General features: G+C 56.0%; 19 protein-coding genes. 8 read left to right on the top strand and 11 right to left on the bottom strand.

Going from position 1 to position 20,547, the window contains the following annotated elements:
- Positions 1-3: 3 nt before the first annotated feature.
- Positions 4-1,548 (top strand): maltose ABC transporter permease MalF, encoded by a 1,545-nt coding sequence (gene malF, locus FHC52_RS12080; RefSeq protein ID WP_023345256.1) that lies wholly within the window; start codon positions 4-6, stop codon positions 1,546-1,548.
- 14 nt (positions 1,549-1,562) lie between these two features.
- Positions 1,563-2,453 carry a maltose ABC transporter permease MalG gene (malG, locus tag FHC52_RS12085; protein ID WP_008500077.1) on the top strand — a complete coding sequence of 297 codons (891 nt, stop codon included), beginning with the start codon at positions 1,563-1,565 and terminating at the stop codon, positions 2,451-2,453.
- Positions 2,454-2,550: 97 nt separating this feature from the next.
- Here the strand turns inward: malG and psiE are convergent, their stop codons facing one another.
- The 6 genes from psiE to pgi form a co-directional block, all read right to left on the bottom strand.
- A complete protein-coding gene (psiE, locus tag FHC52_RS12090; RefSeq protein WP_021242727.1) occupies positions 2,551-2,961 on the bottom strand; it encodes a phosphate-starvation-inducible protein PsiE in 411 nt (136 codons plus the stop codon).
- A gap of 162 nt (positions 2,962-3,123) precedes the next feature.
- Entirely contained in the window at positions 3,124-5,220 is a 2,097-nt protein-coding gene (locus FHC52_RS12095) for a YjbH domain-containing protein (RefSeq protein ID WP_023345255.1), read from the bottom strand.
- On the bottom strand, positions 5,220-5,957 hold the full coding sequence (locus FHC52_RS12100) for a capsule biosynthesis GfcC D2 domain-containing protein (RefSeq protein WP_072253628.1): 738 nt from the start codon (positions 5,955-5,957) through the stop codon (positions 5,220-5,222). Before FHC52_RS12100 ends, FHC52_RS12095 begins: the two co-directional genes overlap by 1 nt.
- Complete coding sequence (locus tag FHC52_RS12105) at positions 5,954-6,592, bottom strand: YjbF family lipoprotein (protein ID WP_008503424.1); 639 nt, start codon at positions 6,590-6,592, stop codon at positions 5,954-5,956. Before FHC52_RS12105 ends, FHC52_RS12100 begins: the two co-directional genes overlap by 4 nt.
- A 63-nt stretch (positions 6,593-6,655) precedes the next feature.
- Positions 6,656-6,898, bottom strand: a complete 243-nt coding sequence (yjbE, locus tag FHC52_RS12110) for an exopolysaccharide production protein YjbE (RefSeq protein ID WP_008503423.1) — start codon at positions 6,896-6,898, stop codon at positions 6,656-6,658.
- Between the two features lie 367 nt (positions 6,899-7,265).
- Positions 7,266-8,915 carry a glucose-6-phosphate isomerase gene (gene pgi, locus FHC52_RS12115; protein ID WP_039266992.1) on the bottom strand — a complete coding sequence of 550 codons (1,650 nt, stop codon included), beginning with the start codon at positions 8,913-8,915 and terminating at the stop codon, positions 7,266-7,268.
- A 374-nt stretch (positions 8,916-9,289) separates the two neighbouring features.
- On the opposite strand from pgi, the gene lysC reads away from it, so the two are divergent.
- Positions 9,290-10,639, top strand: a complete 1,350-nt coding sequence (gene lysC, locus FHC52_RS12120) for a lysine-sensitive aspartokinase 3 (RefSeq protein ID WP_008503421.1) — start codon at positions 9,290-9,292, stop codon at positions 10,637-10,639.
- 41 nt (positions 10,640-10,680) lie between these two features.
- Here lysC and FHC52_RS12125 read toward each other — a convergent pair whose 3' ends face one another.
- The 3 genes from FHC52_RS12125 to FHC52_RS12135 are packed head-to-tail and all read right to left on the bottom strand — an operon-like array spanning position 10,681 to position 13,832.
- Positions 10,681-11,469: a nucleotidyltransferase domain-containing protein gene (locus FHC52_RS12125; RefSeq protein ID WP_058653794.1), complete on the bottom strand. Its 789-nt coding sequence runs from the start codon at positions 11,467-11,469 to the stop codon at positions 10,681-10,683.
- Between the two features lie 4 nt (positions 11,470-11,473).
- The gene (locus tag FHC52_RS12130) at positions 11,474-12,700 is read right to left on the bottom strand and encodes an RtcB family protein (protein ID WP_220420086.1); all 1,227 of its coding nucleotides are present in this window, start codon (positions 12,698-12,700) and stop codon (positions 11,474-11,476) included.
- A gap of 4 nt (positions 12,701-12,704) precedes the next feature.
- Positions 12,705-13,832 carry a slipin family protein gene (locus FHC52_RS12135; protein ID WP_023293548.1) on the bottom strand — a complete coding sequence of 376 codons (1,128 nt, stop codon included), beginning with the start codon at positions 13,830-13,832 and terminating at the stop codon, positions 12,705-12,707.
- A 441-nt stretch (positions 13,833-14,273) separates the two neighbouring features.
- On the opposite strand from FHC52_RS12135, the gene rtcR reads away from it, so the two are divergent.
- The 3 genes from rtcR (at position 14,274) to FHC52_RS12150 (ending at position 17,221) form a co-directional block, all read left to right on the top strand.
- A complete protein-coding gene (gene rtcR / locus FHC52_RS12140; RefSeq protein WP_220420087.1) occupies positions 14,274-15,848 on the top strand; it encodes an RNA repair transcriptional activator RtcR in 1,575 nt (524 codons plus the stop codon).
- 105 nt (positions 15,849-15,953) lie between these two features.
- Positions 15,954-16,898 carry a ketopantoate/pantoate/pantothenate transporter PanS gene (gene panS / locus FHC52_RS12145; RefSeq protein ID WP_023293551.1) on the top strand — a complete coding sequence of 315 codons (945 nt, stop codon included), beginning with the start codon at positions 15,954-15,956 and terminating at the stop codon, positions 16,896-16,898.
- Positions 16,899-16,948: 50 nt separating this feature from the next.
- Positions 16,949-17,221, top strand: a complete 273-nt coding sequence (locus tag FHC52_RS12150; RefSeq protein ID WP_014830263.1) for a DUF3811 domain-containing protein — start codon at positions 16,949-16,951, stop codon at positions 17,219-17,221.
- On the opposite strand, the gene rluF is transcribed toward FHC52_RS12150, so the two are convergent.
- Positions 17,222-18,094 carry a 23S rRNA pseudouridine(2604) synthase RluF gene (gene rluF / locus FHC52_RS12155; RefSeq protein ID WP_008503414.1) on the bottom strand — a complete coding sequence of 291 codons (873 nt, stop codon included), beginning with the start codon at positions 18,092-18,094 and terminating at the stop codon, positions 17,222-17,224.
- Positions 18,095-18,291: 197 nt separating this feature from the next.
- On the opposite strand from rluF, the gene FHC52_RS12160 reads away from it, so the two are divergent.
- Both FHC52_RS12160 and FHC52_RS12165 read left to right on the top strand, forming a co-directional pair.
- Complete coding sequence (locus FHC52_RS12160; protein ID WP_023293553.1) at positions 18,292-18,594, top strand: type II toxin-antitoxin system RelE/ParE family toxin; 303 nt, start codon at positions 18,292-18,294, stop codon at positions 18,592-18,594.
- 6 nt (positions 18,595-18,600) lie between these two features.
- Positions 18,601-18,888, top strand: coding sequence for an addiction module antidote protein (locus FHC52_RS12165; RefSeq protein ID WP_021242718.1), 288 nt, complete (start codon positions 18,601-18,603; stop codon positions 18,886-18,888).
- Here FHC52_RS12165 and FHC52_RS12170 read toward each other — a convergent pair.
- On the bottom strand, positions 18,885-20,516 hold the full coding sequence (locus FHC52_RS12170; protein WP_008503411.1) for a Na/Pi cotransporter family protein: 1,632 nt from the start codon (positions 20,514-20,516) through the stop codon (positions 18,885-18,887). The genes FHC52_RS12165 and FHC52_RS12170 overlap by 4 nt on opposite strands.
- Positions 20,517-20,547 lie beyond the last annotated feature (31 nt).

The following is a 20,547-nucleotide window of genomic DNA, read 5'->3' on the forward strand; positions in this document are numbered from 1 at the left end:
CCCATGGATGTCATTAAAAAGAAACGCTGGTGGCAAAGCGACGCGCTGAAGTGGTCAGCGATCGGTCTGCTGTGCCTGCTGGTGGGTTACCTTGTTGTTTTAATGTACGTACAAGGGGAATATCTGTTCGCCATCATGACGCTGATTTTAAGCTCTGCTGGCCTGTATATTTTCGCCAACCGTAAAGCCTATGCCTGGCGCTATGTCTACCCGGGCGTGGCCGGGATGGGGCTGTTTGTCCTGTTCCCGTTGATTTGTACCGTCGCCATTGCGTTTACCAACTACAGCAGCACCAACCAGCTTGCGCAGGAACGCGCGCAGCAGGTCCTGCTGGACCGCTCATACCAGGCAGGCAAGACCTTTAACTTCGGCCTGTATCCCGCAGGCAACGAATGGAAGTTAGCGCTTACTGACGAAGCAAGCGGGAAATACTATGTCTCTGACGCCTTCAAATTTGGCGGCGAGCAGAAGCTGACCTTAAAAGAGGCCCAGGCTCTGCCGGAAGGTGAACGTGCCAACCTGCGCGTCATTACCCAAAACCGTCAGGCGCTGACCCAGCTCACCGCCGTGCTGCCAGACGACAGCAAAGTGATCATGAGCTCGCTGCGCCAGTTCTCCGGCACCCAACCGCTCTATACCCTGGCGGATGACGGCACGCTGACCAACAACCAGAGCGGCGTGAAGTACCGTCCGAATAACGACATTGGTTTCTATCAATCCATTACTGCCGACGGCAAATGGGGTGATGACAAACTCAGCCCGGGCTACACCGTCACCATCGGCTGGGACAACTTTACCCGCGTATTTACCGACGAAGGCATTCAGAAACCGTTCTTCGCCATCTTCGTCTGGACGGTGGTCTTCTCCGTACTGACCGTGATCCTGACCGTGGCCGTGGGTATGGTGCTGGCCTGTCTGGTCCAGTGGGAATCCCTGAAGGGCAAAGCGATTTACCGCGTGCTGCTGATTCTGCCGTATGCCGTACCGTCGTTTATCTCGATTCTGATTTTCAAAGGGCTGTTTAACCAGAGCTTCGGTGAAATCAACATGATGCTGAGCGCGCTGTTCGGCATCAAACCGGCCTGGTTCAGCGACCCGACCACCGCCCGCTCGATGATCATCATCGTGAACACCTGGCTGGGCTATCCGTACATGATGATCCTGTGCATGGGGCTGCTGAAGGCCATCCCGGATGACTTGTACGAAGCTTCGGCGATGGACGGCGCGGGTCCGTTCCAGAACTTCTTTAAGATTACGCTGCCGCTGCTCATCAAGCCGCTCACCCCGCTGATGATTGCCAGCTTCGCCTTTAACTTTAACAACTTCGTGCTGATTCAGCTGTTGACCAACGGCGGCCCGGACCGTCTTGGCACCACCACGCCGGCAGGCTATACCGACCTGCTCGTGAGCTACACCTACCGTATCGCCTTCGAAGGCGGCGGCGGTCAGGACTTCGGTCTGGCGGCAGCGATTGCCACCCTGATCTTCCTGCTGGTGGGCGCCCTGGCGATTGTGAACCTGAAAGCCACGCGTATGAAATTTGACTAAGGAGGGCACTGAACATGGCTATGGTACAACCCAAATCTCAGAAACTGCGCCTCCTGGCGACGCACCTGGGCCTGCTGATTTTTATCGCGGCGATCATGTTCCCGCTGCTGATGGTTATCGCCATCTCCCTGCGTTCGGGTAACTTCGCCACCGGGAGCCTGATCCCGGACGAAATCTCCTGGGAGCACTGGAAGCTCGCGCTGGGCTTCAGCGTGGAACACGCGGATGGCCGCGTCACGCCGCCGCCGTTCCCGGTGCTGCTGTGGCTGTGGAACTCGGTGAAAATCGCAGGTATTACCGCCATTGGTATCGTGGCGCTGTCCACCACCTGCGCTTACGCCTTTGCCCGCATGCGTTTCCCGGGCAAAGCGACGCTGCTGAAAGGGATGCTGATTTTCCAGATGTTCCCGGCGGTGCTGTCGCTGGTGGCGTTATATGCCCTGTTTGACCGCCTGGGCCAGTACATTCCGTTTATCGGTCTGAACACCCACGGCGGCGTGATCTTCGCCTACCTTGGCGGTATCGCACTGCATGTGTGGACCATTAAAGGCTATTTCGAAACCATCGACGGTTCGCTGGAAGAAGCGGCTGCGCTGGATGGCGCGACCCCATGGCAGGCGTTCCGCCTGGTGCTGCTGCCGCTGTCGGTGCCGATTCTGGCGGTAGTGTTTATCCTGTCGTTTATCGCTGCGATCACCGAAGTACCGGTTGCCTCACTGTTACTGCGTGATGTGAACAGCTACACCCTGGCCGTAGGGATGCAGCAATACCTCAACCCGCAAAACTACCTGTGGGGCGACTTTGCCGCGGCGGCCGTACTCTCTGCCATCCCGATTACCGTGGTGTTCCTGCTGGCGCAGCGCTGGCTGGTGAACGGCCTGACGGCGGGCGGTGTGAAAGGTTAAGTTTCATTTTGTTATGCCACTGCAACCCTCAACTTTAGACGTATTGTATTGACCCAACTTGTGACTGTTGTTAGGCGGCCTCCGGGCCGCCATTTTTTTATTCGCGTTTCAGCCGCTTCGAGTTACACAGCCAGAGGGTGATCACCAGCAGCAGGATCGCCGCCGAGTAGATCAGCACATCGAGCGGGGATTTATGATCGACGATGATCAGCCGCACAATCGCGGTGATCCCAATGTAGACAAAATAACGCAGCGGGAAGTGAAAGCCGGACTGAAAATACTTCACAATCAGGGCGATAAATTCAAAGTAGAGAAAGTAGACCACCAGGCCTTCCACCAGCGCATATTTGCTGGTTTGTTCAGGGGCGAACAGCACATCCGCCAGATGCACCGTCTCCTTACCCAAAAAGACGACCAGGATCAGGCCAAGGCTCAGCAGACCGAGGTTCAGCACGGTCTGGAGGACAGTTGAGATAAACTCAACGCGCGGGCGAGTCAGGGATGTCATACAGCACCTCATTCTCCAGGGCGAGGTTTCTGTATAACGCAAAAATGTGACGGGGATCTATATTTTTTGTTTATGTTTGGCGCATTCGCCCGGTGGCGCTGCGCTTACCGGGCCTACAAAAACCGTAGGCCGGGCAAACGCAGTGCCGCCCGGCGTGAAGCATCAGCGGAAGTTAATGTTCTTATCGCTGGTCATGTCGTACAGTTGGAACTTACGTCCAAGCTGTTGACCGCCGTCACGCGTCAGCGGCGTCCAGCCGATGGCCGCGCGGCTACGGGTTGGACCGGATGAGAACAGATCCAGCGGAATCGACACGTAAACTCCTTTGGTGAAGTCCCCTTCCCCATATTCGTCCGGCGAGACGTTGGTAATGGTGGCGTAGCCACCCACCACGACGCCGCTGTCGAAGTGTTTAGAGATATCCAGCGTGCCGCCCTTATCGCCCGCCAGGTACTGGCCGACGCTGGCTTTCACCAGCACGTCAGGCGCGAACGACGGCGTCCAGTACGCGGTCAGGTGACCGGTTTTAACGCTGTAGTCGGTGAACTTCATCATGTCCTGCGCGCTGCGCCAGTCACGCTGTTTAACGTAGTTGGCATCAATCCCAAACGCCCAGTTGCTGTCGACAGGACGATAAAGCACTTCTGCCCCCGCGCCGCCGTACATGGTTTCCAGATACCCGCCGTACACCTGACCGTAGAAGCCGTTACCGAAGTACTGGAAGTAGTTGGCCTGCAGGTTGTTCACGTAAGCATCGTTCTGTACGTACTCACGCACGCGGGTACGCACGCGCGGCAGCGTCGAGTCTTTTGGCGGGTTGGTGTAGTTGAACTTGTCGTAGTTGTTGGCGATGTTGCCAAACAGGCTGCCGGTGGTCAGCAGGTGGTCGGTCAGCCACAGATCCGCCGTCGCCATGACGCCCAGCTGATACATGTAGAAGTTTTCCGGCCCGCCGACGGACTGGTTCAACACCGGATCGATATGGAAATCGAAGCGCGACTTGTCGATATACCAGCCCTGCTCGGTGGTCTCCGGCACGATCGGCTCAACGCGTTTTTGCACCAGCTCGGTTTCATGCCCAAGCGGTTCGCCTTCCAGATGGCGCTTCAGGCTGGCAACGTCCGTTTCCGTCGTCACCTGCGGCAGGTTGAGACGGTTCTCCGTCACGCGGATCGTACGGATCCCGTCCGGGAGATCGTTCATGATGATCCGGTTGGCGCGCTCGATCCCTTCCCGCGAGTCGCGGTATTTCACCTGCTCGCCGGTGACGTAAAGCGTATCGCCTTTCACCTGAATTTTTGGATCCGCCAGACCGGCATTGTATTTCAGCAGCGTCAGCTGGTTTGCCACCACGGAGTGCTGCAGAATCGCATCCTGCGGCTCCGGCTGGTATGCAGGCCGCGCGTTGTCGTTGTAGTGCGGCCGCATGTCGTTGAAGTTGGTGCGCAGCGTAAAGCCAAACATCACCGTATTGCCGCGCTCGTAGCTGAGGTTAACGTCGGCCCAATCGGTGACGCGATAAATGGCGCCGACGTTAAACTTGCTCTTCTGCTCAATCTTCCCGGCGAAGTCCTGTGAGTAGTCATTCCCCTCGTACTCCAGCTTCAGGCGCAATGGCTGCCAGGGCGTCTGATACTCCACGCCGCCAAACAGCGAGGCCGGGCCGTGGAACATCTGGTCGCCGTTGATGGAGCCCGCTTTCTGATAGCTGTTATCGCGGTAGCAGTATTTATCGCTGTAGGAGCAAAACGGGTTTTTCACGTTGCCGCTGGTGCCGAGATAGCCCCATCCCAGACCGAGCGAGAAGTCGAACGGCCCCCAGGCCTTGCTGGCCACGATGTATTCCGCATCAAACAGGCCGGTACCGCCAATATCTTTGGCGCCCACGGAGACCTGCGGCATCCAGTAGCTCTCTTCCCACAGGCGCAGCTTGACGTCGAAGGCTTTATCTTTATAGGTCTGATCGCCTGAGAACGCCTCGACGCTGCTGTATTGTTTCGTCCGGACGTCGGTATAGCGCAGCGTGGTTTCAAGCCACGGGAACAGCTGCACCGACGCCGAGTAGTAACGATACTGGTCGTTATCACGGTAGTTAAGGCTAATTTCCCCTTCGCGCGCCATACGCGCGGTGGGCGTTTGCAGTAAACCGACGCCGCCGAAGTCTGACTGAGACGGGCCAATGGGTGCCGGATACGTTTCTGCATGGCAGGCGGCACTCACGCAGAGCGCCAGCATGCTGTAGAGATAGGTTCTTTTCATTATTCCGGTATCCGCTGAATCAGGGAGTGAAGGATATCGGCGTTAAGCCCGTCATACGCCTTCGTCCAGAAATGGTCGGCAAAACCGACAAAAATAATGCTGCCCGGCATGGGTTCGATATGGCGTTTATTCCAGTAAGCAACGGGGGCTTTTTGCGTGTGGCCGTCAGGGTAAACCACCCAGGCGTAGCTGTTATCCGCACCGCTCAGCAGACTCTGCTCGTCGAGGTAGCTCGCCACGTCGCGGCCGGGAGTAAAGGGCTTGTTACCCGGGCTGCCGATCAGCCCCATCACGGTCACCGTCGTCGGCTTCGCCGGAAGCCAGAGCGTATAGTCCCCTTCCAGGGTCGGGTTGCCGTTTTCCGTGACGCGCACGTCATCCGGGTCAAGATTGACGTTCTGTCGGCCCGTCACCTTCAGCGCCTGCAGCTGCTGACGGACGCTGTTAATGGCCGCCGCGTCGTCGCCGTCTTCCTGTTCCGCGAGTCCCGTTAGCCTGGCAAGAAGCGCCTTGTGCTGCTGTTCCGCTTCCACGGTCTTCTGCCGTTCAGCGATGACCGCGCCTGGCCACCAGCTGTTGGCAAGCCTTGGCTGTCCGACGAGATCGAGCAGACGTTCGGCGTGGGTTAAGGTTTTAGGTTTTTCACTGTCCGGCGTGTAGACCTTTACCGTTCCCGCGGACCATGCCAGCGGCGCGGCAAAACTGGCGATAAGCGCAGCGTGGATGAGCGTTTTCATGATTTCGCCGCCTTGATCAGGGTGGTTTTGACCGGGAAGAATCCGGCACCGAGATACTGTAAGGACTGGCGGATCTGCCCTTCCTCGTCGATCCAGAAGCGGTTGTGCCAGGTGGCCTGGTCGGTGGTGACCTCTTCATCCAGCACGCGAACCTGCGTTTCGTCGCTGCCGACCTTCACGCTGTCGGTGCCGTCCCAGCGGAAGGTCGAGCGTGCCGTGGCGTAACGCACCTGTTTGTGTTCGGTCCAGCCCATCGTGCGCGTCCAGCCCGCGCCGTCGGCGATCTGGTTCGGCTTGATCAGCGGATCGTCAGCGAGATTATTCACCTCCAGCAGGTTATCGCCGCCCAAGAGGGTTTTCACGATACGACCATGCTGCGTCACGATGGTGGCCTGATCCTGCGTCACCCATTTCTGCTGCCCGTTTTCATCGAAAGCGAGCACCACAAACAGTTGCGGGCCATCGTTAAGCTGCATGTACTGACTGGCATAAGGCATGTTCTGAAGCTCGTCATCGGTCAGATGCACGCCCGGTGTGCCGAACAGGCTTTCCCACAGTGAGTTTCCCAGCCCTTTAGTGGTGGCCGAGCATGCCTGCAGCAGCAGGCAAATCAGAATGATTGCTGGTCGCTTCACGACTCTTCTCCGAAGGGGCGAAATAACCACACCGAAGTGTGGTTATGATTAAAACACCCGCTATTACTGGGTGCTGGTTGTCGTGGTGGTCGTGGTTCCGGTGTTGGAGCCATCACCGCCACCGGTTGCCGCCAGCGCGACACCCACGGCTGAACTTACGGTGCTGGCGCTGGCTGCGGTAGAACTTCCCGCAGACGCAGACGTCGCAGCCGACCCTGCCGCTTCCCCGACCTGAACCGGAGCTGCATAGACAGATGTCGCCGCAAGCGCAGATATGGCAAAAATGCCATACAGTACTTTCTTCATAACAATTTCCCTTCAATGAATGAATGGAGATTTGCCCGAAAAGAATTTCAGGCGGAATCGAGTATACACAACTCATGCCGAGGGTTTGCCGTAAGGGGAAATAGAGGGTGGGTTTTCAGACTAATGGATAAAATCGAAATGAAAGACAAAGAGAAAAAATATTAAATAACTATAAAACAACAACTTATAATATCTATTTATTAACTTTCATCTGCGTATTTTCTTAAAATAAACCGCAGCAATTAACGGGTTAAACGTCTTTTTCAGATTAAACTCAGAACCAGAATTTGCGTTAACTAACAGACATCAGGAATTATCTGATAAAAAAATGCCGGCATTAAGCCGGCACGTTTTCATGGCGTTTTAATTACGCACGCCATGCTTTATAGCGGTTGATCAACCCATTGGTCGAGCTGTCATGGCTGGTAATCGCGTTATCGTCACCCAGCTCTGGCAGAATACGGTTTGCCAGCTGTTTACCCAGCTCAACGCCCCACTGGTCAAAGGTGAAGATGTTCAGGATCGCGCCCTGCGTGAAGATTTTGTGCTCGTACAGGGCAATCAGCGCGCCAAGGCTGAACGGCGTGATTTCGCGCAGCAGGATGGAGTTGGTTGGACGGTTGCCTTCGAACACTTTGAACGGCACCACGTGCTCCAGCGTTGCCGGATCTTTACCCTGGTCGCGGTATTCCTGCTCAACCACCTCGCGGGATTTACCGAACGCCAGCGCTTCGGTCTGGGCGAAGAAGTTGGACAGCAGCTTCGGATGGTGGTCGGACAGCGGGTTATGGGTGATAGCCGGGGCGATGAAATCGCACGGTACCATTTTGGTGCCCTGGTGAATCAGCTGATAGAACGCGTGCTGACCGTTAGTGCCCGGCTCGCCCCAGATGATTGGGCCAGTCTGGTAATCCACCGCGTTGCCGTTACGGTCCACGTATTTACCGTTGGATTCCATGTTGCCCTGCTGGAAGTAAGCAGCAAAGCGGTGCATGTACTGGTCATACGGCAGGATCGCTTCGGTTTCAGCGCCAAAGAAGTTGTTGTACCAGATACCGATCAGCGCCAGCAGCACCGGCAGGTTTTTCTCTGGTGCGGTGGTGGAGAAGTGTTTGTCCATCGCGTGCGCGCCGGAGAGCAGCTCAACGAAGTTGTCGAAGCCCACGGACAGGATGATAGACAGACCGATTGCAGACCACAGAGAGTAGCGGCCACCGACCCAGTCCCAGAATTCGAACATGTTCGCGGTGTCGATACCGAACTCGCTGACGGCTTTACCGTTGGTGGACAGCGCAGCGAAGTGTTTCGCCACGTGCTTGTTGTCGCCCGCGGTTTTCAGGAACCAGTCGCGCGCGCTGTGGGCGTTGGTCATGGTTTCCTGAGTGGTGAAGGTTTTCGACGCAACCAGAAACAGGGTGGTTTCCGGGTTCACGTTCTTCAGCACTTCGGCGATGTGGGTACCATCGACGTTAGACACAAAGTGCATATTCAGGTGGTTTTTGTAAGGACGCAGCGCTTCGGTCACCATGAACGGACCGAGGTCAGAACCGCCGATACCGATGTTAACCACGTCGGTGATCGGTTTGCCGGTGTAGCCTTTCCAGCTTCCGGAGATGATCGCTTCGGAGAAGGTTTTCATCTTTTCCAGCACCGCGTTCACTTCCGGCATGACGTCTTTGCCGTCAACGATGATTGGGGTATTGCTACGGTTACGCAGGGCTACGTGCAGCACGGCACGGTCTTCGGTGCGGTTGATCTTCTCACCGGAGAACATGGATTTGATGGCGTCCGCCAGTTCGGTCTCTTTCGCCAGATCCTGCAGTTTTGCCAGCGTCTCTTCGGTAATGCGGTTTTTAGAGAAATCCACCAGCATCAGGTCGTCGAAGGTCGCGGAGAACTTGCTGAAACGATCGGCATCTTTCGCGAACAGGTCCGCGATGGTGACGTCTTTCATTTCATCAAAATGTTTCTGGAGTGCCTGCCAGGCAGCGGTCTGCGTTGGGTTGATGTTTTTCATTAGCAATACTCTTCTGATTTGAGAATTGTGACTGCGGTCGATTGTAGCGCCTGCAAATAAAAATTGTGATGGTTTTTATGCCATTGCCCTGGCCTGCATCAAACACAGGTGAAAAGACCCGAAAAGTATAGCTGCTGAAGCGCCCTCCTGGAGCGGAGAAATGTTGGTCAAAATGCCCTAAAACGAAGCATAAAATCTGGCCCTGTTATAAGTCCTGTTTCTCAGGGGTACCCCCCCATAAAAAATCCGCATAATCCCAGCATTGACAGGACCTCCCCCACATTTTATTTATAGGGCCGTATTTTGCGCCTGCACCTGTTTTCGTTTCATTCTTGTGCCATGGTCGCTTATTCATTCCCTGACACGAGGTTGTTATGACGAGTTTTGTGGTCGCCAAGTTTGGCGGCACCAGTGTGGCCGATTACGATGCCATGAACCGCAGCGCCGATGTGGTGCTGGCCGATCCGAATACCCGCCTGGTGGTGCTGTCTGCATCCGCCGGCGTGACGAACCTGCTGGTTTCTCTGTCTGAAGGACTGGAAGCGACAGAACGTTTCGTAAAGCTGGATGCACTGCGCAAAATTCAGTTCGACATCCTTGAGCGTCTGCAGAACCCGAACGTCATCCGCGAGGAAGTGGAACGCCTGCTGGAAAACATCACCACGCTGGCAGAAGCCGCCTCGCTGGCCACCTCCACCGCCCTGACCGATGAGCTGGTCAGCCACGGTGAGCTGATGTCCACCCTGCTGTTTGTTGAAATCATGCGCGAGCGTAACGTTCAGGCGCAGTGGTTTGACGTACGCAAAATCATGCGTACCAGCGACCGCTTTGGCCGCGCCGAGCCGGACGTTGAAGCGCTGGCGGAGCTGACCAATCAGCAGCTGGCCCCGCGCCTGGCAGACGGCATCGTGATCACTCAGGGCTTTATCGGCAGCGAAGCAAAGGGCCGCACCACCACGCTTGGCCGTGGCGGCAGCGACTATACCGCCGCGCTGCTGGGCGAGGCCCTGCATGCTACGCGCGTCGATATCTGGACTGACGTTCCGGGCATTTACACCACCGACCCGCGCGTTGTTTCCGCGGCGAAACGTATTGATGTGATCGCGTTTGAAGAAGCGGCGGAAATGGCTACCTTCGGCGCGAAAGTGCTGCACCCGGCCACGCTGCTGCCTGCCGTACGCAGCGATATTCCGGTCTTCGTCGGCTCCAGTAAAGATCCAAAAGCGGGCGGCACGCTGGTCTGCAAGAAAACGGAAAACCCGCCGCTGTTCCGCGCCCTGGCCCTGCGCCGTCGCCAGACGCTGGTGACGCTCCACAGCCACAATATGCTGCACTCCCGCGGTTTCCTGGCGGAAGTGTTTGGCATTCTGGCACGCCACAATATCTCCGTGGATCTGATCACCACCTCTGAAGTGAGCATTGCGCTGACGCTGGACACCACCGGCTCTACCTCAACCGGCGATACCCTGCTGACGCAGTCGCTGCTGATTGAGCTGTCCGAGCTGTGCCGCGTGGAAGTCGAAGAAGACCTGGCGCTGGTTGCCATCATCGGCAACAAGCTGTCGCGCGCCTGCGGCGTGGGCAAAGAGGTGTTTGGCGTGCTCGACCCGTTCAACATCCGCATGATTTGCTACGGTGCGTCCAGCTATAACCTCTGCTTCCTGGTGCCAGCCGATCAGGCCGAGCAGGTGGTGCAGAAACTTCATCAGAATTTGTTTGAATAAGCGCAAGAATGGCCCGGGCGTTTTCACTACCGGGCCATTCTTTAGCTTTTCATTACTGTTCTCATCAGCAGCGAATCCAGATCTTTTAAATTTCCTTCTCTGCTGTCGGGTAGTACCGGCGGCACTTCTCCTCTCACCAGCTCACTTTGCAAAAAAGCGTGGAGTAAGGGCCGTTTAGGACCATATTCCGCTTCACCTGCGCGCTGTTTTATTTCCAGCAATGCATCGATTTCCGCACGTAACGGCGCACACAGTTCGCTCCCGGCAAGCAGTTCGGCAAAACGCATCGGTGGAACGCCTTTCCCCGCTTCTACCCACCGCGCCGCCAGCAAAGGTCGCAGAACATAAAAGTACTTTTTCAGCCGAACCGTTTCCCCCTGTAAATATCCACGGAAGTTTTTTCGGGCCATCGAGTAGTAATGCCAGCGGGCGCGCAATGGCGAAAACCACGCAGGTATTAGCGCGCGCAACTCGGCCACTACCGTCTCATCCTCCTGATAAACAACGGGGGAATCCAGCCACTCGATAAGCGTCGGGTTTGCCCCCTTCAGCAGGCCCAGTGCCTTGCGCCATTCCCAGCCACAAACGTCCAGTTCATCATCTATCGGCAGCTCGATCACATCCCGCTGGGCTTCGACGCGCAGATACCATTCTGGGCGGTGAACGTACAAAAACCGCACATCATAATCGCTATCCGGTGAGGCAAATCCCCATCCCCGGCTGCCCGATTCACAGGCGTAGAGCACGCGCACGTTATAGCGCTGCTCTATAGCGCGAAGTTGCGCGCAGACACGTGCGCGCATCGCGCTATCAACATCGTTGTTGCTCATTTTTTTATCCTTTTACACACACTACCTGACGCAGGGTGTGAACGATCTCCACCAGCGACGATTGCGCGGCCATCACGGCATCAATGTCTTTATAGGCCATCGGCGTTTCATCGATCACCTCATTGTCTTTGCGACACTCTACGTGAGAGGTCGCCTGAATATGGTCGCTAAGGGTATAGCGTTTTTTTGCCGCCGTTCGGCTCATCACTCGCCCGGCGCCGTGGCTGCAGGAACAGAAGCTTTGCTCGTTGCCGAGGCCACGCACGATGAAGCTCTTTGCGCCCATTGAGCCCGGAATAATCCCCATCTGCCCTTTCTGCGCCGACACCGCACCTTTGCGCGTGATCAGTACCTCTTCCCCAAAGTGATGCTCTTTCTGCACATAGTTATGATGGCAGTTAACCGCCTCCTGCTGCGTAATAAAGGGCTTTGTCACTTCGCGAGAGAGCGCCGCCAGCACGCGCGACATCATCACTTCCCGATTGTGGCGGGCAAAATCCTGCGCCCACTCCACCGCCTCGATGTAGTCCTCATAGTGACGACTCCCCTCCTGAAAATAGGCCAGATTTTTATCCGGCAGATGTCCCAGGTGATGCTGCATATCCTGCTGTGCCAGGGCGATAAACACATTACCGATGGCGTTTCCTACGCCGCGCGAGCCGCTGTGCAATATCACCCAGACGCGCTGCTGCTCATCGAGGCAAATTTCAATAAAGTGGTTTCCGGTACCCAGCGTGCCCAGATGCTGGTAGTTGTTGGTTTTCAGCAACTGCGGGTATTTATCCGTGAGTTGTTTAAAACGTGGGGCCAGCACCCACCAGCGATCGTCCACATCTTTCGGTGGCGTTTCCCACGCGCCTTTATCCCGTCGAGAACGGGTATTGGTTCTCCCATGCGGTACTGCCTGTTCAATGGCGCTTCGTAAACCGCTGAGATTATCCGGCAAATCACCGGCCACCAGCGACGTGCGAACGGCAATCATCCCGCAGCCAATATCCACGCCAACCGCCGCAGGAATAATTGCCCCTTTGGTCGGAATCACGCTGCCGATGGTTGAGCCTTTACCGAGATGAACGTCGGGCATCACCGCAAGGTGTTTGAAAATAAACGGCATCTTTGCAGTATTCAGTAACTGCGCCTGTGCCTCTGGCTCCACGGGAACGCCGTGAGTCCACATTTTGATCGGGGCGCCGTTTGACGCCGTCAGTAATTCAAAATCATTCTGTTGCATTGCGTTATCCTTTCAGGTTAACAAGGCCGTGTAATACCTGGTCCAGGCCACCAAATACTGAAATTTTGTCGATACGCTCCGCGACCCTTTCCAGGGTTTCCAGCTCTTTTAAACGCAGCGCCACCGGGTTGTTCTCCATCACCTTTGCGGTGTTTAACAGCGATCGTGTCGCCGCCGTTTCTTCACGTCGGCGAATAACATTCGCCTGGGCCGATTTTTCGGCCTCTACCAGACGGGATAAAATCGTTTTCATATCACCAGGTAAAACAATATCTTTTACCCCAAGCGACGCAATTTCCATTCCAAAGGATGACAGGCGGCCTTGCACCTGTTTGCTGACCACCTCATCAATGATCTGCTTATCTTCCAGTAACTCATCGAGCGTGCGGGTGCCGACCGCCTCACGCAGTGCGAACTGGAGTTCGCGGTACAAATGTTCCAGCGGTTTCGTAAGCTGTCCGCAGGCCTGCAGCACGTCGCTGTAGCGCCAGTTAGCCGCCAGGTTCAGGCGCAGGTTAACTTTGTCCTTCGTCAGGATCTCCTGCCCGCTCACTTCCACCACCTGAAGGCGCGTATCCACGACCTCTGCCTCAACCAGATGGTTAATTTTCCAGTAGGCCGTCAGTCCCGGCGGTAACAGTGCCTGAATTTCTCCGTCGATTTTCACCACCCCGACGTGCCAGGCAGGTACCTGTACGACCAGCATCGCGTCGCGCCCCTTTAGCGCGCCATTGCGACGCGGTTGCAGAGCAGCATTCATCACGTCCACCGGTACCCGCACGTCGCGGGTATCAATTCTTTGCAGGGTCAACGCCGCATCCTGCTGCCAGTACAGACGACGAGTCGAAGGCGGCACAATTTCCTGCAATACGCCGTTGTTCGATAACACCCCGATTTCATCCGCAGTAAGGTCGACCGCCAGGCAGTAACGTACCACCCAGTCAGGCTGAAAGCGGCGCAGATAATCCGCCAGCGCATCCGGCACCTCGCTGCCATCCTGGCTCACCACCAGCACGTCGTCAGTATTGAACCAACCCAGACGGTGTTCACCCGCCTCCAGTACCCGGTAATAATCGCCAGCTTTTGCTACCAGTCCTAACTGACCTTTTTTTATCGTGATTTTTTTAGCCATTTTATATTCCTTAAAGTCAGGCGCGGGTGCAGGCACGAAATCACAGGGGAATGCCTTTTCGCCTGCGATCCGGCGCCATTACCGGCGACCTTCATTGGGATTGCTGACTGCGCAATCCCCGTTTTTACTTTGATGTTTACAACCAGTTTTCATTGGGAGAATGAATCGGGAATCGAACCCTTCTGTCTGTCATTGGTTGACGGAACGCCCCCGGAAAACAGCCTTGCCGTTCCTGGTGCGCCGACGGGGCCTTAACCCCAAGTGTGCTCAATGTCGTGACGTTATCTGTATTGCCAGAAGCGTGCCAAAAACAAAAATCGCCGTTTTATTTTTTTATTTTATTGATAATTAATGCTTTTTATTTATCACGCTTTTCATGCATTGCCGTTCGGCTCAACATTTCTTATCCTGCTATATCGACAATTATCTTTCTGGATAAATATGAAGAAGCGGAAGGTGGTGATCGGGGTGCTTGGCACCGTGATGGATAAACGGGGAAAGCGGGCTAATCGCTTTCGCAAATGGCGACCGACCGTCGGGCTGTGCCAACAGCCGGATTTCCCGATCGACAGGCTGGAGCTGCTACATCAACCGCGAGATCTCGGCATGGCTCAGCAACTGGCGGAAGATATTGTGCTGGTTTCCCCCCACACCGAGGTGCGTCCCAGCACGGTAACCATTGAAGACCCGTGGGATTTCGAAGAGGTTTATGCCGCGTTTCTCGATTTCGCCACCCAGTACACTTTTGATACCGATCGCGAAGAGTATTTCATCCACATCACCACCGGCACGCATGTGGCGCAGATCTGCTGGTTCCTGCTGACGGAAGCCCGCTATCTTCCCGCCAGCCTTTTGCAGACTGGCCCTGCCAGAAAAGAAGCCTCTGCTGAGGAGACTGCAGCCGGAACTTACTCAATTATCGACCTGGATTTAAGCCGCTACACGACCCTTACCAACCGTTTTCAGCGCGAGCAGCAACAGTCAATCTCATTTCTGAAAGCGGGCATTGAGACGCGAAACGCCACCTTTAACAGTCTGATCGACAAGATTGAACGCGTGGCGCTACGTTCAACAGCCCCGATCCTGCTGACCGGCCCCACCGGCGCGGGCAAGTCGTTCCTCGCGAACCGCATTTATCAGCTTAAGCAGTCACGCCATCAGGTTTCCGGCAAGCTGGTTTCCGTCAACTGCGCGACCCTGCGCGGTGATAACGCCATGTCCACGCTGTTCGGCCATGTGAAAGGGGCCTTTACCGGCGCACTGTCGGCGCGCAGCGGCCTGCTGCGTGAAGCCGATGGCGGCGTCCTTTTCCTCGACGAGATTGCTGAACTAGGCCTGGATGAACAGGCGATGCTGCTCAAAGCCATTGAAGAAAAAAATTTTTTCCCGTTTGGCTCCGATAAAGAAGTTCACAGCGATTTTCAACTTATCGCCGGTACCCACCGTGATATGCGCCAGTGGGTGGCAGAAGGACGTTTTCGTGAAGATCTCTATGCCCGTATTAATATGTGGAGCTTTGCCTTGCCCGGCCTTGCCCAACGGAAAGAGGACATTACGCCGAATGTCGACTACGAACTTCAACGTTTCTCTCGCGAAAGCCAGACGCAAATCCGCTTCGATAAAGAGGCACGCGAAGGCTATCTGGCCTTTGCCTGTTCCAGCAGAGCGCTGTGGCGGGGCAACTTTCGCGAACTGAGCGCCAGCGTCGCACGCATGGCGACGCTGGCGGAACGAGGGCGTATTACTCAGGATCTGGTGCTGGAGGAGATCTCACGTCTTCAGACCGACTGGCAAACTGACGTGACGCAGCCTGCAACTGACATGGAGATTGACCTCTTTGACCAGCGGCAACTTGAAACGGTGCTGGAGGTATGTCGCCGCAGCGCATCGTTGTCTGAAGCCGGACGTGAGCTGTTTGCCGTTTCACGGCTCAAAAAAGCCAATCCTAACGACGCCGACCGACTGCGCAAATATCTGGCTCGCTTTAGTCTGAGCTGGGAAAGCATCCGGTCATAATTCATTTGAATATTACTTCCTTACGCGATAAACAATAACTATAGCCGGGCTCGATCCCGGCTTTTTATAACAAACACACGCAACATTCATCGCAAGGAAATCATTATGTTATCCGCTATTACGCGGCTGTTCCCGTTATGGGCGCTGCTGCTCTCCGTACTCGCGTATTACACGCCCACCACGTTCACCGGTATTGGTCCGTGGGTCGCCACGCTGCTGATGCTGATCATGTTCGGTATGGGTGTGCATCTGAAAGTAGACGATTTTAAGCGCGTGTTGTCTCGCCCTGCGCCCGTCGCGGCAGGAATATTCCTGCACTACCTGGTGATGCCGCTCGCGGCGTGGCTGCTGGCGATGGTCTTTAAGATGCCGCCCGACCTCTCCGCCGGGATGGTGCTGGTGGGCAGCGTCGCCAGCGGTACGGCATCCAACGTCATGATCTATCTGGCGAAAGGCGACGTGGCGCTCTCCGTCACTATCTCGTCCGTCTCCACGCTGGTTGGCGTGATTGCCACGCCGCTGTTAACCCGCCTGTACGTGGATGCGCATATTCAGGTGGACGTGATGGGGATGCTGCTGAGCATTCTGCAGATTGTAGTAATCCCGATTGCGCTGGGGCTGGTCATTCACCACCTGTTCCCGCGCGTGGTGAAGGCCGTTGAGCCGTACCTGCCCGCGTTTTCGATGGTCTGTATTCTGGCGATCATCAGCGCCGTGGTGGCGGGTTCCGCCTCGCATATAGCTTCCGTGGGCTTTGTGGTGATCGTTGCGGTGGTGCTGCATAACACCATTGGCCTGCTGGGCGGCTACTGGGGCGGGAAACTGTTTGGCTTCGACGAATCGACCTGCCGCACGCTGGCAATCGAGGTAGGGATGCAGAACTCCGGCCTGGCGGCGGCGCTCGGCAAAATCTACTTCTCGCCGCTGGCGGCCCTGCCGGGTGCGCTGTTCTCTGTCTGGCACAACCTCTCCGGCTCGCTGCTGGCGGGCTACTGGTCCGGCAAACCGATTGAGGAACAAACGAAAAAAGATGCGGTGAAACAGGGTTAATTGACTCAGCTTGTTTTACACTGAAGCCTCTCTCTCAGGAGGCTTCAGCAATGGCGACACCACGTTTGACCCAGAAAGACATGACGGAAGCCGAGCAGCGCGAACTGAAAACGCTTCTCGACCGCGCCCGCATCGCGCATGGCCGTACGCTGACCAACGCCGAAACCAATCAGGTTAAAAAAGAGTACATCGATAAACTGATGGCGCAGCGTGACGCCGAGGCGAAAAAAGCCCGCAAGCTGAAAAAGCAGCAGGCTTATAAGCCGGATACTGAAACGACCTTTTCCTGGTCGGCCAATACCTCTACTCGTGGAAGGCGCTAGCTAGCGCCCTTTCTTTTTACGGCCCGGCTGGGTAAATCGCTTCCCGTTACCCGGTTTGCCGCGTCCTTTCTCTTCCGCCTGCGGCGCCTTCACGACCGGACGTTTAATCGCCTGGGTTTTCGGTTTGGCTTTGGCCTTCGGCTTCGCTTCGGACGAGGAATTCTCGATAAGCTTGAACAACTCGATCAGTTCGTCATCCGTCAAGTCGCGCCATTCGCCCAGCGGAATGCCGGACAGGCTGACGTTCATGATGCGCGTGCGCTCCAGCTTCGTCACTTCATAACCGAAGTACTCGCACATGCGGCGGATCTGGCGGTTTAAGCCCTGCACCAGGGTAATGCGGAACGCGAACGGCGCTTCTTTCTTCACCTTACACTTTTTCGTGACGGTACCGAGGATCGGCACACCGGCGCCCATGCCGCGAATAAAGTCGTCCGTGACCGGCTTATTCACCGTCACAATGTACTCTTTTTCGTGATCGTTACCGGCACGCAGGATCTTGTTGACCAGATCGCCGTGGTTGGTGAGGAAAATCAGCCCCTGAGAGTCTTTATCCAGACGGCCAATCGGGAAGATACGGCTGCTGTGGTTCACGAAATCAACGATGTTGTCCCGCTCACCGTCTTCCGTGGTGCTGACAATCCCAACCGGTTTGTTCAACGCGATAAACACCAGGTCTTCGGCATCACGCGGTTCGATGAGCTGACCATTCACTTTAACCACGTCGCCAGGCATCACCTGGTCACCAATCGTGGCGCGCTTGCCGTTGAGGAACACATTACCTTGTTCAATGTAACGGTCCGCTTCGCGACGTGAGCAGATCCCGCTCTCGCTAATGTATTTGTTTAATCGGGTTGATTGAGTTGGCAGCATAGTTTCTCCTGTGAAGGGCGAAATATACCTTAGGTATGGACTGGAAAAAAAGATTAGCCGACGGTAACTGAGACGGGTTTTTTAGTTTGCGAGACGCTTTCAGGATTTTGCATCCTGTCATTTACCCATGTGTTCAAGCCTTTTAGTTTTACTCTCCATGGAGAAGTGTTTGTAGTTTATAAATCACAGGGAGTAATATGAAGGAGATTGTTCAGACAGAATCCTTCCGACGCTGGGAGCAAAACTTAAAAGATCGACGAGCGAAGACCATTATCGCTTCCCGCCTCTTTCGGTTGGCAAATGGCTTAGCGGGCGACGTTAAACCCGTGGGAGAAGGTATAAGTGAGCTAAGGATCCACTTTGGTCCGGGCTACAGGATCTATTTTAAAGACCAGGGCAATTACATCATCGTGCTGTTATGTGGTGGTGACAAAAGCAGCCAGGCCAGAGACATACTGATGGCAAAAATGCTGAGCAATGTATCCCAATGGCAGGAGTGAATGAGCATGCATAAATTAACACCTTACGATCCCGCCAACGCGTTGGTGGATGACGAGGAAATCGCCGTGTTTATCGCTGATGCACTAGAAACAGGCGACTCGACATATATCGCTAAAGCCCTTGGTGTTGTCGCGCGAGCCAAAGGCATGTCGAACATTTCACAGCAAACCGGTTTATCACGTGAGCAGCTTTATCGGTCATTCAGTGATAAAGGAAACCCAACGCTCAAAACCACGCTCGCGGTCATGAAAGCATTGGGTTTTGGGCTAACGCTCAAACACGCCGGGGATTAATACTCATCCCGCTGGTCATCTTCATCCGGCTGTTCCATCACGCTGTAGGCCACCGCACAGAACAACGAGTTGAGGCGCTTCATATCACCCAGCAGCCCCAGGTGGAGTGAGCTGGTCTCGATACTCTGCACGTTCTGCTGATGCAGGCGCTCAACGTGGGCGTGCGAGTAGCGGCGGTTAAGAATGCGGAAGCGATGCTTGTTGCGGCGCAGGCGGCGCGCGCTCGGCACGTCGCTGGAGAAGAAGACCAGCATCGCCAGCTTGAGGTTGCTGACCAGCTGTTCGTGCAGCGCTTCAAGCTCTTTTAAGCCTTCTACGGAGAACGCCCGGCGGGCGGCCAGCGACTTATCGGCAATCTCGCTGCCCATGCGCTCAACAATATCGGAGGCCTGCTCAAGGTTGAGCGACATCTCAATGATTTCCGCCCAGCGGCGGGACTCCTCCTCCGCCAGCTCGTCCTGCGGCATGCGGGCCAGGTAAAGCTTAATGGCGGTATAGAGCACGTTGATATCGTCCGCCAGTCTGCGCAGCTCTTTCTCCTCTCGCGGCTCGCCGTGCATCACCTTTTGCAGCCCTTCGAGCATGGTTTCCATGGCGTCGCCCATGCGCAGCGTCTCGCGCGCGGCATTCGCCAGCGCCAGCGCCGGGGTGTCCAGCGCGGAGGTATCCAGATGCTTTGGCTTCAGGCGGGCGTCCAGCTCCGGTTCGTCCTGAATGAGTCGCTCGCAGAAGCGGGCCATCGACCCGGCAAAAGGGACCATCGCCAGGCAGCGCACCAGGTTGTAGAACACGTGGAAGTAGATCACCAGCTCCGCCTTCGGCAGCGGGAGGTTATCCATCAGGTTCGCCAGCGGATGGATAAAGGGCAGAATAATCAGGCTGCCCACCAGCTTAAACAGCAGGCTGCCGAGCGCCACGCGGCGGGCGGCGGCGTTGGCGGCGCTGTTATTGAGCATCGCCAGCAGGCCAGAGCCGAGGTTGGCACCGATCACCAGACACAGCGCGACCGGGAAGGAGATCGCCCCGGCGGCGGTGAGCGTGGCCGTCAGCAGCACGGCGGCCAGGCTGGAGTAGCTGACGATGGCAAACACCGCGCCAATCAGCGCGTCGAGCATGATGTCACCGGTCAGGGAGGCGAAGATGACCTGCACGCCGTTGGCCTCGGTAATCGGGGTGACCGCCTGCACAATCAGCTCCAGCGCCAGCAGAATCAGCCCCAGGCCAATCCCCACGCGACCAAGCTGCCCGGCCCGCGTCTGTTTGCGGCCGAGGAAGAAGATAACGCCGACAAAAATCAGCAGCGGCGACAGCCAGGAGAGATCGAAGGTCAGGATACGCGCCATCAGCGCGGTACCCACATCAGCCCCCAGCACAATGACCAGCGCCGGGGCCAGCGCCACCAGATCCTGCGCCACAAAGGAGGTGACAAGCAGGGTTGTGGCGTTGCTGCTCTGAACGAGTGCCGTTACGCCAATGCCTGCGCAGAAGGCGAGCGGCTTCTTCTCAACGCTGCTGCTGAGAACGGTACGTAAACGGGCACCAAATACGCGCATCACGCCGGTACGGACGATATGGGTGCCCCATACGAGCAGTGCGACTGCAGAGAGCAGATGTAACAGGGTCAGCACGGATGGTTTTCCTCCTTATCTTTATCGGTTT

The organism is Enterobacter sp. EC_64 (assembly GCF_019584165.1).
GTDB lineage: Bacteria > Pseudomonadota > Gammaproteobacteria > Enterobacterales > Enterobacteriaceae > Enterobacter > Enterobacter roggenkampii.